This window comes from Streptomyces sp. NPDC048560 (assembly GCF_040650955.1).
Classification (GTDB): domain Bacteria; phylum Actinomycetota; class Actinomycetes; order Streptomycetales; family Streptomycetaceae; genus Streptomyces.
In genome coordinates, this window is sequence record NZ_JBEZIJ010000007.1 from 44,083 (window position 1) to 59,370 (window position 15,288).

The following is a 15,288-nucleotide window of genomic DNA, read 5'->3' on the forward strand; positions in this document are numbered from 1 at the left end:
ACTTATCCACGACCGGAGGACTTGTCATGACCGTCCGTGTTCCCCTCGCCGAACTCACCGCCTTCGTCCGCAACGTCCTCATCGAATGTGGCCTGGACACCGAATCGGCTCGCACCGCCGCCGACGTCATCACGTACGCCGACGCGAACGGCTTCACCACGCACGGCACCAACGGACTGGTGAACATCTACGCCCCCCGCCTGCTCGACGGCCGGATCGACGCCGGTGCCGCACCGCACGTCGTGCGGGAGACCGCCGGGGCCGCCCTGCTCGACGGGGACAGGGGGCTCGGCCTCGTCACCATGGACCTGGCCATGGACATCGCCATGGCCAAGGCGCGCCAGACCGGCATAGGCATGGTCGCCGTACGCAACAGCACCCACTTCGGAAGCGCCGGCTACTACACGCAGAAGGCGGCCGCCGTCGGTCTGATCGGCCTGGCGATGACGAACTGCGGCGCCCAGGGCGTCGCCCCGCCGCTCGGCGGCACCGTGCGGATGCTCGGCACCAACCCGCTCAGCGCGGCCGTCCCGGTGACCGAGGGCGCGCCCTTCGTCCTCGACATGAGCACCACGGTGGTCGCCACCGGAAAGATCAAGGCCGCGTACCGGGAGGGCCAGGAGGTCCCGCAGGAGTGGCTGGTCCGCCACGACGGCACGCCGACCTCGGACCCGGCCGACTTCATGGCCGAGGAGGCGGACGTCGCCTGGCTCGGCGGGCCGGCCTCGACCGGTGGCGCCAAGGGCTTCGGGCTCGCCCTGCTGGTGGACCTGCTGTGCGGCCCGCTCTCCGGCGCCGCGTACGGCCCCCGGCCCGGCGTGCTGAAGGGCGAACCGGCGGGCGACGACAACGTGGGTCACACGGCGATCGTGATCGACCCGTCGGCGTTCGGCTCCGCGCGGGCGATCGCCGCCGAGAACCGCATCCTGCTCGACACGGTCGCGAATTCCCCGGCCGCCGCTTACGCGACACGGGGCGTCACCTATCCCGGAGCCCCCGAGGCCCTGCGCTACGCGCAGTCGCAGCGCGACGGCGTCGAGCTGCCGGGACCGGTGGCCGAGGGCCTGACCGCGCTCGCCGAGCAGCTGATGGTGCCGGCGCCCGACGCGCTGACCGGCCGGAGCCTGCAGCCCGCGGCCTGAAGCGACGGCGGAGCCCCGCGGCTCCGCGACCCGAAACCACCACGGAAACGGAAAGGACCCAACCATCATGCGTATCGGAGTCATCGGCGTGGGCGTCATCGCCCCCTTCTTCCTGCAGGCCATCGAGGACGACCCGGAGCTGCGGCTGACCGCCGTCTGCGACCTCGACCGGGCGAAGCTGACCGGCTTCCCCCCGGGGACCGTCATGTTCACCGACCACCGTGACCTGCTCGCCTCGGGCCTGGTGGACGGTGTGGTCGTCACCCTGCCCAACCACGCGCACGCCCCGGTCGTGGCCGACGTCCTGCGGGCCGGCGTCCACGTCTGCTGCGAGAAGCCGCTGACCGTCCACGCCGCGGACGCGCACCGCCTGATACAGCTGGCCGAGGAGCACGGTGCGACGCTGTTCACCGCCTTCCACCGCCGCTACAACACCCATGTGCGGGACCTGGCGGAACGGCTGCCGGAGCCCAGCCTCATCTCCCACGTCACCAGCCGCTACCAGGAGAAGATCGAGGAGCACACCGGCGCCGACCGCTGGTACCAGGACCTCGACCGCTGCGGCGGCGGCTGTGTCATCGACAACGGCCCCAACGCCCTGGACGCCCTGGAGACCGTGCTCGGCCCCCTCACGCTGACCGACGCCACGATCGGTGAGGTCCGGGCCGGCGTCGAGTTCTGCGCCGAACTGAGCCTGGCCACCGCCGACGGCATCCCGGTCCACGTGGACCTGGACTGGGCCCTGGAGACCGGTGAGCACAAGGACATCACCGTGCACCTCAAGGACGGCCGGGAGCTGTACGCCGACATGCTGGACGGCTTCGAGGCCTTCAAGTCCTCCCTCGACCACGAGTACGCGGGCATCATGGCGGACTTCCACCGGGTGGTGCGTGACGGCCGGACCGGGCCGGACCGGGGCCCGCACATCGTCGACCTGGTCGAGGAGGCGTACGGCATCGGCCGGACCAAGGAGCAGCGGCTGCGGATGTCCGCCAAGGAGCCGGTCTCCGCCCACCTGGTGAAGCTGCTGTTCCACCGGCGTGCGGACCGTGGCATGAGGCTGTCGCCCTGGCAGTCCCGTTGTGTGCGGGCCGGTGACGTGCACGAGCTGGTCACCACCACCGACCGGCCCTCCGCCACCGGGGACCGCGTCGACCACGTGGGTTTCCTGGGCTTCGCCGAGTTCCCCACCGGCACGGTGATCGACCGGGGCGACGTGGTCTCGGGGCCGCGCGGGCCGATCGGACGGGTGGCCGGATTCGACGAGTGCCACGCGCCGAACCACTACAACATCCTCATCGACACCGAACGCGTCCTCACCGCCGAGGACCTGGACCTGCACACGCTCGACACCTTCACCTTCTCCGGAGGAACCCGATGACCACCCCGAGGACCACACCCACCTTCCGCAAGGTCGCCGTGACACCCGACGCCCGCGCGGTCGTGCCCGGCGTCCAGGTCCTGACCCTGGAGGCGCAGATCCCCTCCACCGGCCCGGCACCGGCCGAAGCGGTCTGGGCCGAGGCCCACGCGCAGTGGACCGGGGCGAGCCGCGCCGAGGTGCGCGCGGCCCCGAACATCGCCGCCTACCGCGAGCTGAGCCGTCTCATCGGCAGCCACCCCGACAAGCGGCCGCCCTCCGTGCAGGCCCTGATCGACCGGGGGCTGCGGGCCAAGCCGCTCGGATCCTGGCCCAGGATCAACCCGGTCGTCGACGCGGTCAACGCGGTGGCGGTGCGCGACCTCGTCGCGCTCGGCCTGTTCGACCGGGACATGCTGGAGGGCGAGGTGGCGCTGCGGCTGACCGACGGCACCGAGGAGTTCACCGCACTCGGCGCGGACGGGCCGGTGACCCTGGAGGCCGGCGGGCTGGTGCTCGCCGACGAGAAGCGCGTGCTGTCGCAGTTCGCCCACCGGGACGGCGTCCACCAGGCGGTGACCAAGGAGACCCGCCGGGTGCTGCTGCTGGCCTGTTCGGTCCCCGGTGTCGACGAGGACACCTGCCGGGACGCGCTGCTGGCGGCGGCCGAACTCCTGGGCGGGGCGGGGCGGTAGAGGCCCCGGTGGTCTCCCGGGCGGGGCGGTCAAGTGGTCCGCCGCCGGCCCGGGACAGTGGACTGCCTGGCAGGTACGCGCTGTTGGTTGGCTGGAGCTACGTCGCTGACCGACCCCCGTACCGAAAAGAGACCGCCCACGATGACCATGACCGCCGTCGAGCCCGCCGCAGCGCCACCGCCGGCGGTCGCCGCACCCCTGCGGGTGACCGTCGCGCGCACCCCGCTGCCGCCGCACGAACCGCTCGCCCTGGGCGCCGAGCTGCGCCGGCTGCTCGGCGAGGACCAGGTGTTCCTCTTCGAGAGCCTGGCCGGACCCGACGAGGACTGCCGCGTCGCCGCGGTCGGGGCCGAGGCACTGGCCCGGATCATCGTGCGGGACGGGCGGATCGGCCTGGACGGGGTGCCGGAGCTCGTGGACCGGCTGCGCCCGCTCGCCGACCGCGCCCGCGACGGAGTGCGGCACCTGCTGGAGGCCGTGAACGGGGCCTTCGCCGTGGAGACCGACGTACCGCTCGACAGTTACGCCTTCGGGTTCCTCGCCGTCCTGGGCTACGAGGCCGCCTGGCACCTGGAGCAGCTGCCGCCGCGTACCCCCGGCCGTGACCCGGAGATCACCCTCACGCTCTTCCGGCACGTCGTCACCTACGACCTGGCGACCGGCGAGAGCCAGCAACTTCACGCGACAGCGCCCGAGTTCGGTGACCCGGGCGTGCTGGGCGCCGATCTCTCGGCACTGGTGCGCACCCTGCCGGACGAGGCCGGGGCCCCGGTGCCCCCCGCCCCCCGGCCGTACTCCGTGCGCCGCACCGTCCGCCGGGAGGAGTTCACCGAGCGGGTGCGCCGCTGTCTGGAGCACATCAGGGCGGGCGACGTCTACCAGATCCAGATCGGCCACCGCATCGAGGTGACGACGCCGCTGCCGGCCATCGACGCCTACCGCCGGCTGCGCCGGAGCAACCCGTCGCCGTACATGTACCTGGTGCCGTGGGCGGGCCGCACCCTGGTCGGGGCCAGCCCCGAACTGCTGCTGCGGATCGAGGGGCGGACCCTGGCGATGCGGCCCATCGCCGGCACGATCGCGCGGGCCGCCGACCCCGCCGAGGACGCCCGCCGTGTCGCCGCGCTGCACGCGGACGAGAAGGAACGCGCCGAGCACATCATGCTCGTCGACCTGTGCCGCAACGACGTGGCCCGGGTCTCCGTGCCGGGCAGCCTCGCCGTCGGACAGATGATGGCCGTCGAGCACTTCGCCCAGGTCCACCACCTCGTCTCCACGGTGCGCGGCGAGCTGGCCGAAGGCGCCGACGTGTGGTCCGCCCTGCGCGCCACCTTCCCCGCGGGCACCATGACCGGGGCGCCCAAGGTCCGCGCCATGGAGCTGATCCAGGAGATCGAGGGCAGGCCGCGCGGCGCCTACGCGGGCGCCCTGGGCCTGATCGACGTCCGCGGGCACGCGGCGACCCTCGCCCTGTGCATCCGTACCGCCGTCCACGACCCCGACACCGGGACCTACGCGCTGCAGGCGTCCGCCGGCGTCGTCGCCGACTCCTCGGCCGACGGCGAATGGCGCGAGACGCTGATCAAGATGAGCGCGGTCTACGCCGCGCTGACGGGCGAGGTGCTGACGGCATGAGGATCCTGCTCGTCGACGCACGCGACAGCTTCGTCCACATCATCGACCACTACCTGCGCGAGCAGGGCGCCCACACGGACGTCGTCACCGCGCTCGCACACTCCCCGGCCGAGCTGGACGCCCGCCGCCCGGACGCGGTGGTCCTGGGACCGGGTCCCGGGCACCCGGCCGACTCCGGCCACCCGGAACTCGTACGCCACTTCGCCGGCCGGGTCCCGCTGCTCGGGATCTGCCTGGGCCACCAGGCCATCGGGCTGGCCTACGGCGGCCGGATCGAGCGGGCGGCGCGCATCGTGCACGGCAAGACCAGCCGCCTCGACCACGACGGGTCCGGGGTCTTCGCGGGCCTCGCCGACCGTACCGAGGTCACCCGCTACCACTCCCTGGCCGTCGCGGATCCGCTGCCCGACGAGCTCATGGTGACCGCACGGGCGCGGGAGGACGGCTGCGTGATGGGACTGCGCCATCGCCGGCTGGCCGTCGAAGGCGTGCAGTTCCACCCCGAAAGCATCACCACACAGACCGGATCCGCGTTCATCACCAACTTCCTCGAAGGGATACAGCCATGGCTGACCACCGTCCCTGGGCGTCGATAGCCGCCCTGAACGGCTCCGAACGGCCCGACGGGCTCACCGGCCGCGTGCTGCGAATGCTGGCCGCCCAGGCCGCCGAGCACGGCGTGCACCTCGATGTCATTCCGCTCGCCGAGTACGACATCACGCCCTGCGGCCCCTGCGGCGACTGCAATGTGCGGCCGTTGCCGTGCTCCTTGGACGACGATGTGCCGGCCCTGATAGACCGGCTCGTACGGGCCGACGGGGTGCTGTACGCGGCGCCGGTGCACGGCTTCGGGCTGGCGGGCGTCATGCAGAACTTCATCGAGCGGGCCGGGGTCGGGCACCTGCGCTTCGACCGCCCGCTCGCCAACAAGGTGGCCGGAGTGGTGGTCACCGGGCGGCGCTACAGCCACGACCGGGTCTACGGGCAGCTCATCGACAACGTCCTGCTCAACCGGATGATCGTGCCGGGCAGCGGCTTCCCCGCCTTCGTGCACGACCAGTTCGCGCCGGGCGAGGACCAGGAGGGCCTGGCCGCCGCCCGAGGGCTGATCGAGCGCATGATCGACCTGCTGCGGCTCCTGCTGCTGCCGCACGGCGGCCGAGGGGACACCGCACGGCTGCTGTCCCTGCCCCGCAACGAAAGGGCCGGACTGCTCAGCCCCACGGGGTGAACAGCCCGGCCGGGTCCGCCGGTTCAGCGGGCGGGCGGTGCCACCGGCCCCGCCACGTGCCGCCCGCCGACCAGCACCGACCGCAGCGCCCCCTTGTCCTGGAGCACCGTGAGGTCCGCCGCCGGGTCGCGGTCCCAGACCACCAGGTCGGCGAGGCGGCCCGGTGCCACGACCCCGGCGTCCGCACCGCGTCCGGCCAGCTCGGCCCCGTGGGCGCAGGCCCACTTGAGGACCGTCTCGGGCGGGATGCCGGCCCGCTCGACGTACATCACCAGCTCGTCCGCGTACGTGCCGTGCGGGGTCCAGGCGAAGCCGAAGTCGTCGCCCGGCACGATCTTCATGCCGCGGCTCTCGGCCAGCGGCAGGAAGCGCAGGGTGTTCTCGATCTCGTCCCGGAAGTCCAGGGACTCCAGATAGTCGGGGGCCTTGCCGAACCGCTCCCCGAGAGCGAGCAGCCGGTCGGGCTGGAACAGGCTCGGCACCACGAACACGCCGCGCCCGGCGATCTCGTCGAGCGCCCTGTCGTCCGCGTAGGTGGCGTGGTCGATGACGTCGACCCCGGCGGCCAGCGCGTTGCGGATGCCGGCCAGACCCCGGGAGTGGGCCCGTACCCGGGCACCGCGCCGGTGCGCGGTCTCCACGACCAGGGACAACTCCTCACGGGTGAAGAGAAGTTCCTCGGAGCGCGCGTTGGGGAAGGTGTCGTCTCCGGAGGAGAAGACCTTGATGAACTCGGCGCCCTCGTCGATCTCCTCCTCGGTGTACTTCACCAGATCGCCGAGGACGTCCACGACGGGCATCAGCTCGCGCGGCATCCGCTCCTTGAGCTCGGGCGAACGGCGCCCCGGCGGGCCGGACACCATCAGGTCGCGGCTGCACGGGGTGATGCGCGGGCCGGCGATGACACCGGCCTCGATCGCGTTCTTCAGGGCCATGTCGATCCCGGCGACCGATCCGGCTCCGACGAACGCCGTGTATCCGCAGCTCAGCAGGTCCGCCGCGTGCCGGGCGGCGTGCAGAGCGACCTCGGGCACCCGGTACTTGAACAGCGTCTCGCGGCCGGTGGTGACATTGACGTACGCGATGTGGGTGTGGCCCAGCGTCATGCCGGGCATCACCGCCGCCCCGGCCAGGTCCCAGCGGACGAAGTCGCCCTCGGCGGGAGCCTCGGCGGCCGGCAGCACGGCCTCGACGCGATCCCCCGCCACCAGTACGGAGCGGGCGGGCAGCGAGGCGCGGCCCAGCCCCTCCTGGACGGTGACGTCGTGCAGCAGCAGTCGGCGGTCAGTGGTCACGATCAACTCCCCAGAGGCTGTCGGCCGGCCTCGGGCCGGGCGAGGACCGCGGGCCCGAACACCATCCACACCATGGGGACGCCCGGCCGCGAGACGTGGAACCTCAGCCGGTGCGCGGCGCGTCCCGGCTCGTTGGTGACGGCGGCGTCCGCGCGTCCCTCGGTGACCAGTTGGGCCGCGTGCATGGTGGACTCGGCGGGTACCCAGGCGATGTCGTAACCGCCCCGGCCGCCCTCGGCCCCGTCGAGCAGCTCCACCAGGCGGCGGGTCTCGTGCAGGGTCGCGAGCCGCAGGACTCCCTCGCGCAGCCGCGGCGCCGGGGCCGCGATGCCGTACTCGGGGGTCGGCGAGGAGAAGGTGGCGTCCAGCCGCAGCCGGGGCGACCAGAAGAAACGGGTCGCGCACTCGGCGGCCCCCGGCACCAGGGCGTAGGCGGGGCCGCCGCGGTTGCCGACGGCGGCGAGCAGCTCCTCGAAGGAGTCGTACGGCACGGGCTCCACCACGGGGCCCCCGAGGTGGGCGAGCCGGCGCCCGAGGCGGGCGAGGGCGACCATCGACGTGGTGCCGTCCGGGCCGAGGGTGCCGACGCGCAGGGTGCCGGGCCGCAGCAGCGGCGAGTGGGGTATCCGGGCGGGCTCCCACAGGATGGGGAACGGTGTCGCGTCGGAGTCGGAGTCGGCGTCGCCGCCGCGGACGCTCAGGGCGCGGAACAGGGGCTCGGTCATGCGCGGTGCCCCCTGGCCCCGGCGAGCCGGCGGGCGGCAGCCGTCTCGTGGTCGACGGCGGTACGCCGGTCGTGGATGCGCGCGGCCTTCCAGCTGACGAAGGCGCCGGTCGTGGTGACCGGGTCCAGCTCGTCCGGAAGCTCCACCCGGCACCGCACCCCGAGCGCGTCGGCGACCCGCGCAGCGTGCGCGGCCTCCAGCCCGGGTACGGGCCCGTCGGGCAGGTCGAGCCGGACGGTGAGCAGGTCCTCGCCGTCCTCGGCGCGGTCGATGACGACCTGGTAGCCGTAGCTGTGATCGATCCGGCACAGCACGGCCCGCTCGATCTGCCAGGCCTGGAAGCTGTGACCGCCCAGCACGATCCGGTCGCGGGTACGGCCGACGACCCGCATGACGGGGCCCCGGATGCCGCAGCCGCACGCGTTGTCGGAGAGTTCGACCAGGTCGCCTGTGCGGTAGCGGATCAGCGGCTTGATCCCGTCGATCAGCATGGTGACGACCAGTTCCCCGGTCCCCCGGTCACCGAGTGCGACGCCGGTGTCCGGATCGACCAGCTCGGCGATGTAGTTGGGCCGGGCCAGGTGGAGCCGGCCGTGTGCGCAGGCCGAGGCGATGACCAGGGTCTCCTGGGAGCCGTAGAGCGCGTTGTACGTCCGGGCGCCCCAGGCCTGGTCGATCTGACGGGCGAGGTCGGGGGTGCACATCTCGCCGGTGACCAGGAAGACCTTCACGGCGAAGTCGCGGCGCGGGTCGAGCCCCTGCTCGCGGGCCGCCCGGGCCAGCGAGAGCGCCACGTTCGGTGTGCAGAACACCACGTCCAGGGCCAGGTCCCGCATCAGCTGCAGGGCCTTGGGGAAGCCGATGACGGGGGAGTACGGCCAGATCTTGGCGACGGCCGATCCCACGTTGCGGGCCACGTCACCGAGGGTGTCGCCGAGCGAGTGCACCTCGGTGGGGCCCATCACGCCGACGCGCGGGGCCCGGTCGCCGAAGACATCCGCGAAGATGTTCCGCCAGCTCTCCGTCACATGGGCGTTGGAGGCGATCACCTCGCGCGGGTCGCGGGGGCAGGGGGTGGCCGGTCCGGTGGTGCCGGTGGTCTCGTAGTAGAAGCAGGCCTCGTCGAGATCACGGCTGAGGACGTCGGACATGGCCGTACGCAGATCGTCCTTCGTGGTGAAGGGCAGGAAACGCATGTCGTCGAGGGTGAGCCCGGCGGCCGGCACACCGGCCAGGTGACGGGCGTAGAAGGGTGAGCCGTCCTGCGCGAGCGCGACGACCTCGCGCAGCTGCCGTTGCGCCCACACCCCCCATTCGTCGTCGCCGAGTTCACCCGCGGTGTAGCGGTCGTGCAGGCTCAGATAGCGCTCGATGAAGTCGCGGTGCTTCCCGGATGTGGGCAGCCACATGGATCCCCCAGGTGATTCGGCGGGTGCGGTGGACGGAGTGCCGTGCACCAGGTGGGTGCCCGGGTGCGCCCGTACGCGTCCGGGAAGCGGCTATCCGATACTGCGGGCCACGCCGATGCGTCCTCAATTCGCCTTAGGAGACAGTCCGTTCGCTCTTGGTGGCAGTGCGGCGGGGGCCGCCGCGCTCACGCGGCCGCTCTGGACGCCGCCACGAACTGCCTGATCAGGTCCGGGTCCTTGACGCCGCGCGTGTGCTCCACGCCGCTGGAGACGTCCACCCCCCACGGCCGCATACCGGTGACCGCCCCGGCGACGTTGTCCGGGGAGAGCCCGCCGGCGAGGAGCCACGGACCGGTGGGGGAGACCCCGAGAGCGGCCGGGTCCCAGCGCTCGCCGGAGCCGGGCCGGGGCGAGTCGATGATCAGCAGGTCCTCTCCGTACGCACCGCTCTCCAGCGGCGCCCCGCCCTCCGGGGAGGTGGCCCGGATCAGCCGGAACCCGTCGGCGCGCAGCGCGGCGAACGCCTCGGGGGGCTCCCCGCCGTGCAGCTGCACGGTGTCGACGCCCGCCTCGGCCGCGGCCCGGCGCACCTCGTCGAGCGGCTCCCCGCGGAACACGGCGACCGTGGCGGTGCCCTCCGGCACCAGGGCGGTCAGCGCGCGGACGGCCGCGGGGGTGACCTGGCGGGGGCTCGGCGTGAGCACGAAGCCGATCGCGTCGGCCCCGGCGCCGACCGCGGCCGCCACGTCCTGGGGGCGGCTCAGCCCGCATACCTTGATGTACACGTTTCCTCCTGGATCCGGAACGGGAGTGGTGACGTCGATGCTGTCAGGGCCGGTGCTCACGACCGGACGGCGGTACGTGAGCACAGGAAGAGCAGCGCCCCCGCGGTCAGTCCGCAGGCCGTCACGGCCAGTGCGGCCCGCGGACCGGCCGCCGAGGCGAGCAGCCCGCCGAGCAGCCCGCCCACCGGGATCACCGCCCAGGTGAGGAACCGGAAGGTGGCGCTGACCCGGCCGATGAGCTCCGGGGGCACGGTCGCCTGGCGCAGCGTGATCGAGTGGATGTTGAAGATCGCGATGCCGAAGCCGTTGAGGACGTAGCTGACGCCGAGGAGCACGGACGCGGGGCCGCTGCCGAAACCGGCCGCGAGCGGCAGCAGCAGCGTCGCCGACGAGGCGATGATCATGCCGAACACCATGGTGCGGCCCACCCCGAGCCGCTTCCCGAGCGGTCCGGCGGACAGGGCCCCGCCGAGCGCACCGATACTGCCGACCGCGATGATCACGCCGAGTCCGGCCGGGCCGAGGTGCAGGACCCGGATGGCGTAGAGCGGGAAGACGACCAGGACGACGTCCCAGAGCAGGTTGTACAGGGACGCGTGCAGCATGATCACGCGCAGCAGCCTGCTGTTCAGCGTCATGCGCAGTCCCGCGGCGATGTCCTTGCGGACGGAGGGCCTGGCACCGGGCGCGCGGACCGGCCGGGTCTCCGGGGTGCGGATCCGCAGCAGCATGGCCGCGCCGAAGAGATAGCCCAGGCAGTCGACCAGGATGGCCACGGGCGCCGTGAGCACCTGGATCAGCGTCCCGCCGAGACCCTGACCCGCGGTCTCCGCGACCGAACGGCTCGCCTGCAGCTTGCTGTTGCCCTCGACCAGCTGCTCCTTGGCCACCAGGGAGGGCACGTACGCCTGGTACGCCACGTCGAACAGGGCGGTGAGCACCCCGGTCGCGAACGCCACGGCGCACAGGGCCCAGATGTCGAGCCCGCCCAGCCAGGCGAGCAGCGGCACCGCGGTGAGGATCGCGGCCCGCCCGAGGTTGGCGGTGATCAGGAGTGGACGGCGGCGCACCCGGTCGGCCAGCACTCCGGCGAGCAGGGTGACGCAGAGCACCGGCAGGTACTGGGCGCTGTTCAGCAGTCCCAGCTGGGCGGGGCTCGCGTCCAGCAGCACGATCGCGGTGATCGGCAGGGCCAGTTCGGTGACCCGGGAGCCGAGCAGGGAGACCGTCTGCCCGGCCCAGAGCCTGCGGAAGTCCCGGTGGTGCCACAGCCCGCGGGCCGGCTCCGGGGCCTGCGGCCCGGCCCGGTCGAGGAGCTCAGCCGACGACATGGACAGCCTCCCGGACTACCGGCCCCCCGGCGCCTGCGGGCTGCTCGTCGAGCGGATGCCAGTCGAGCCGGTAGGAGGCGAGCGTCTGCCGGATCGCCTCCTCGACCTCCGCCGAACTGTCCCCGCGGTAGCGGAACGTGCCGGCGGTGTGCACGGCGCCTCCGTTGCCGCGCAGGACCGTGCCGGGCGGCGGCAGTGTCTCGGAGCAGAGCACGGGAACCCGGTCCACCAGTGAGGTCACCGCGTCCACGACGGCCGGGCGCACGGGCGGCTCGGGCATCATCAGATACCCGGCGACCGGTCCGTCCAGGTCCATCGGCTCGATCGTCACGTCCTCGCCGAGCTGGACCAGTGCGGACGCGGCGACCAGGTCGACCCCGTACACCTCCTCCCAGATGACCCGGACCTGACCGCCGCCGGCCCGTGCCCCGATCTCCAGGAACACCAGGTCGTCGCCGTCGCCCGAGGGCCGGGGGGTGCGGAAGACCTCCAGGTGGAAGACGTCGTCGGTGAGGGCGAGGGCGGCGCACACGCGCTCGGCGAAGCCGGTCACCCGCCTCTCGAAGTCCCGGTCGTCGTTGGCGACCGAGCTGAAGGCCGTGCCGGTGGCGAAGTCCAGGCAGTTGCCACCGCAGCGCCAGGCGCGCGAGGTGAGCAGCTTGCCGCCCTTCACCACCCCGTCGATCTGGTAGAGCGCCCCGTCGATGAACTCCTCGCACTGGGCGTCGGCGAGGTCGGCGCCGTCCAGCAGGGCGTCCAGTCCGTCCTCGGAACGCACCACGTGCACGCCCTGGCTGTCGGCGCCCGCGCGCGGCTTGAGCACGAACGGAAAGCCCTGGCGCGCGGCGAACTCCCGTACCCGGCCGGCCGTCGGCGTCTCCTGGAAGACGGGCACCCGCAGTCCGGCCGCCGCGACCAGGCCCTTCATCACGACCTTGTCCCGCACGGCGGCCACCTCCTGGGGGCCGCGCCCCGGGATGCCGAAGTGCCGGCGGATCTCGCCCGCGGGCTCCAGGTCGAACTCGGAGAGCGCGAGTACGTGGGTGAACGGGCCGTACAGGCCGACGAGTTCCGTGGCCTGCGCCAGGACCTCACCGGTGTCGGAGAGATCGGTCAGTACCCGGATGTCCTCGGCCAGCTCCTCGTCGAGCGGCGGACGGCCCGCCGCGGTGGTCAGATAGGCGACGCGGTCAACGGTGTGGTCGACGTAACGGTGGTACTCCGCGAAGGAGTTGGTCCATCGGTTGATGATGAGGATATGGCGGTTCATCGGGTCTCCGGATAGTTGGCTGACGGTCCCGCGGATGGCTCAGCTGAAGGTCACGGCGTTCTCGGCGCGTAGCAGCACCCTCGCCGTCTCCCGGTACGAGGCGCCCGCTGCTAGCACGTATCCGAGCCGGCCCGCCGAGCTGCCGGGGTCCGGCAGGGCACTGCCCGGTGGCAGGAGCACGCCTATCTCCCGCACCCTCGGATCGGACTCGATCAACGGGTCGACGCTGAACTCGCGGTAGGTGTCCAGGCCGGGCCGCAGGAAGTAGCGGATGCCGGCCCGGGAGCCGGTGCGGGGTGCGGCCGGTTCGGGGTTGGGCAGGCCCAGGTAGCAGCGCAGCATGATCTCGTACAGGTCGTGGCCGCAGGCGAGCCGCAGCAGGTCGGGGATGCGGTCGCCGGGCAGCCGGGCCGCGACCTCCATCAGCAGCGGGCCGCGGGCGGACATCCGCAGCTCGGCGTGGAAGGGGCCGATGCCCAGGGCGACGGAGTCGAGGACGCGGGCGATGTACGTCCTGATCGTGTGGGCCGACGACGTCTTCAGCTGGGCCGGCACGATGTGCCCGACCTCGACGAAGTGCGGTTCGGCCCCGAGGATCTTCTCGGTGATGGCGAGGATGTGCACCTGGCCGTCCTCGACGTACCCCTCGACGCTGTACTCCGGCCCCTCGACGTACTCCTCGACCAGCACCAGTCCGAGACCGCCGCGCGACCCGTCGGCCCGGCCGGAGCGCAGCGCCTTGCGGAACGCGGCCACGGCCTCCGCCTCGGAGCCGGCCCTGCGGACGTCGAGGCTCCCCGACTGGTCGACCGGCTTGACCACGCACACCGGTCCCAGCTCCGCGTAGGCGGAGGCGGCGGCCCGGGAGCTGGAGACGACCCGGTACCGGGGCTGGTCGAGTCCCGCCGCGTCCACGGCCCGGCGCATCCGGTGCTTGTGGCGCAGCGACTCCACGCCCGCCGGGTCGATGCCGGGCAGGCCGAGCGCGTCGGCGGCGTGGGCGGCGAGCGAGACGAAGTGCTCGAAGCCGGGCAGGACCGCGTGCAGCGGGGTCTCGGCGTGCAGGGCTCGGATGAGGCCGAGTACGGCGGCCTGGTCGGAGGTGTCGGCGGTGATCACCCGGTCGGCCTTCGCCGGGGCGGTGCCGGGCCCGGTGCCGGCGCTCAGGACGAGGGTGGTGTGCCCGAGCTCATGGGCCCGGGTCACCAGTTCCAGTCCGGAGGACCGGGGCTCGATGATCAGAACGGTGCTCATGCCGCTTCCTGCGGGGCCGGGGTGCCGGAGTCCGCGAACGCGGCTGCGCGGGCGGTGTCGAGGAGCTCCATGGACTCCAGGTGCAGGGCGAGGTCGCTGCGCGGTGCCGGGCACTCGCCGCGGAAGTGTGCGTACGCCTGCTCGATGAACCGGGTCAGCGGGGCGTCCTGGACGACCTTGCGGACCGGGCGCCCGGCGATGCGGACCTGACCGAAGTCGTCGTCGCCGGAGACCGGGTAGTCCGCCACGAGGGTGCCCTCGGTGCCGTGGATGTGCAGCCGGCGCCGGCGTACCGGCGAGGCGAGATCGGTGTACAGCGTGGTCCGTACGCCGGAGGTGTGGCGCAGCGTGACCTCGGCGCCGCCCAGCCGGGCGAGCCGGCCGGAGGGCAGCGGGAGATCCCATCCGCGCGAGCCGGTCACCTCCGCGACGGGCCCGGCGAGGTGCAGGGCGAGCAGCAGCTGGTGCGGCAGCTCGACCTCGAAGGCGCTGCCGTGACCCCGGTTCTGCAGCGAACGGCGGAAGCGGGGCTTGCTCTGCTCCATGTGGTACGAGACCGGCTCACCGATCGTCCCCGAGGCAACGAGCTCCTCGGCGGCCTCGGTGACCCTGCTGGCCGGCCAGACGCTCATCGGCAGCACCGTGGCCCCGGTTGCCTCCGCGAGGTCCACGAGGTGGGCGGCCTCCTGCACGGTGTGCGCGATCGGCTTCTCCAGGATGAAGTTCCGGGCCCCGGCGTGCAGGAGCTGTTCGAGGCAGTCCCGGTGGGCGTCGGGCGGCACCGCCACATGGAACACGGCGTCGGCCACCCGGTGTCCGGCTGCCCACAGCGCCGTCACCGCGCCGCGGACGTCCGGCACCCACTCTCCACCCGCCACCTCGGCGGGGCGTGGATCGACGGCTATCACCGTCGACCGGCCGCCGGTGATGTCCCGCAGCGCGCGATGGTGCAGATCGCGGCCCGCGTGTCCGTATCCGACGATGACGGAAGGTGAATTGCCTTTCTTCCTCATCTGTTTACCGCCCTTCGCTGTCGTAGTGAAAGGAGCTTGGCAGTGGGCGGTGAGATGGTGCCAGGCCAATTCCGCCGACCCCTGGCGGACCACTTGTAAGGCTTTTCTCGCGGCCGGTGCTGCCTCGAACGGAACATGGCCTG

At 72.7% G+C, this 15,288-nt stretch carries 14 protein-coding genes; 6 read left to right on the forward strand and 8 right to left on the reverse strand.

Translation table 11 applies throughout. The features are described from left to right. The first annotated feature begins 26 nt into the window (after positions 1–26). From AB0C82_RS19440 to AB0C82_RS19465, 6 genes are all read left to right on the forward strand, one after another. Positions 27–1,142: an Ldh family oxidoreductase gene (locus AB0C82_RS19440; RefSeq protein WP_362843296.1), complete on the forward strand. Its 1,116-nt coding sequence runs from the start codon at positions 27–29 to the stop codon at positions 1,140–1,142. 67 nt (positions 1,143–1,209) lie between these two features. Beyond that, the gene (locus AB0C82_RS19445; RefSeq protein ID WP_362843299.1) at positions 1,210–2,523 is read left to right on the forward strand and encodes a Gfo/Idh/MocA family oxidoreductase; all 1,314 of its coding nucleotides are present in this window, start codon (positions 1,210–1,212) and stop codon (positions 2,521–2,523) included. Beyond that, a complete protein-coding gene (locus AB0C82_RS19450; protein ID WP_362843301.1) occupies positions 2,520–3,197 on the forward strand; it encodes a phenylalanine--tRNA ligase beta subunit-related protein in 678 nt (225 codons plus the stop codon). The genes AB0C82_RS19445 and AB0C82_RS19450 overlap by 4 nt, the downstream gene beginning before the upstream one ends. Positions 3,198–3,338: 141 nt before the next feature. After that, entirely contained in the window at positions 3,339–4,832 is a 1,494-nt protein-coding gene (locus tag AB0C82_RS19455) for an anthranilate synthase component I family protein (RefSeq protein ID WP_362843304.1), read from the forward strand. Beyond that, entirely contained in the window at positions 4,829–5,428 is a 600-nt protein-coding gene (locus AB0C82_RS19460) for an aminodeoxychorismate/anthranilate synthase component II (protein WP_362843307.1), read from the forward strand. Before AB0C82_RS19455 ends, AB0C82_RS19460 begins: the two co-directional genes overlap by 4 nt. Further along, positions 5,398–6,063: a flavodoxin family protein gene (locus AB0C82_RS19465; RefSeq protein ID WP_362843310.1), complete on the forward strand. Its 666-nt coding sequence runs from the start codon at positions 5,398–5,400 to the stop codon at positions 6,061–6,063. Before AB0C82_RS19460 ends, AB0C82_RS19465 begins: the two co-directional genes overlap by 31 nt. A gap of 23 nt (positions 6,064–6,086) precedes the next feature. Here AB0C82_RS19465 and AB0C82_RS19470 read toward each other — a convergent pair whose 3' ends face one another. The 8 genes from AB0C82_RS19470 to AB0C82_RS19505 form a co-directional block, all read right to left on the reverse strand. After that, the gene (locus AB0C82_RS19470) at positions 6,087–7,358 is read right to left on the reverse strand and encodes an amidohydrolase family protein (RefSeq protein WP_362843313.1); all 1,272 of its coding nucleotides are present in this window, start codon (positions 7,356–7,358) and stop codon (positions 6,087–6,089) included. A 2-nt stretch (positions 7,359–7,360) separates the two neighbouring features. Further along, complete coding sequence (locus AB0C82_RS19475) at positions 7,361–8,083, reverse strand: hypothetical protein (RefSeq protein WP_362843316.1); 723 nt, start codon at positions 8,081–8,083, stop codon at positions 7,361–7,363. Continuing rightward, a complete protein-coding gene (locus tag AB0C82_RS19480; RefSeq protein WP_362843319.1) occupies positions 8,080–9,492 on the reverse strand; it encodes an AMP-binding protein in 1,413 nt (470 codons plus the stop codon). Before AB0C82_RS19480 ends, AB0C82_RS19475 begins: the two co-directional genes overlap by 4 nt. Before the next feature lie 185 nt (positions 9,493–9,677). Next, entirely contained in the window at positions 9,678–10,277 is a 600-nt protein-coding gene (locus AB0C82_RS19485) for a phosphoribosylanthranilate isomerase (RefSeq protein ID WP_362843321.1), read from the reverse strand. 56 nt (positions 10,278–10,333) lie between these two features. Next, positions 10,334–11,608 (reverse strand): MFS transporter, encoded by a 1,275-nt coding sequence (locus AB0C82_RS19490; RefSeq protein ID WP_362843324.1) that lies wholly within the window; start codon positions 11,606–11,608, stop codon positions 10,334–10,336. Beyond that, the gene (locus AB0C82_RS19495; RefSeq protein ID WP_362843326.1) at positions 11,595–12,878 is read right to left on the reverse strand and encodes a hypothetical protein; all 1,284 of its coding nucleotides are present in this window, start codon (positions 12,876–12,878) and stop codon (positions 11,595–11,597) included. Before AB0C82_RS19495 ends, AB0C82_RS19490 begins: the two co-directional genes overlap by 14 nt. Before the next feature lie 39 nt (positions 12,879–12,917). Next, positions 12,918–14,132, reverse strand: coding sequence for an ATP-grasp domain-containing protein (locus AB0C82_RS19500; RefSeq protein WP_362843329.1), 1,215 nt, complete (start codon positions 14,130–14,132; stop codon positions 12,918–12,920). After that, the gene (locus tag AB0C82_RS19505) at positions 14,129–15,145 is read right to left on the reverse strand and encodes a Gfo/Idh/MocA family oxidoreductase (RefSeq protein ID WP_362843332.1); all 1,017 of its coding nucleotides are present in this window, start codon (positions 15,143–15,145) and stop codon (positions 14,129–14,131) included. The genes AB0C82_RS19500 and AB0C82_RS19505 overlap by 4 nt, the downstream gene beginning before the upstream one ends. Between the last annotated feature and the right edge of the window lie 143 nt (positions 15,146–15,288).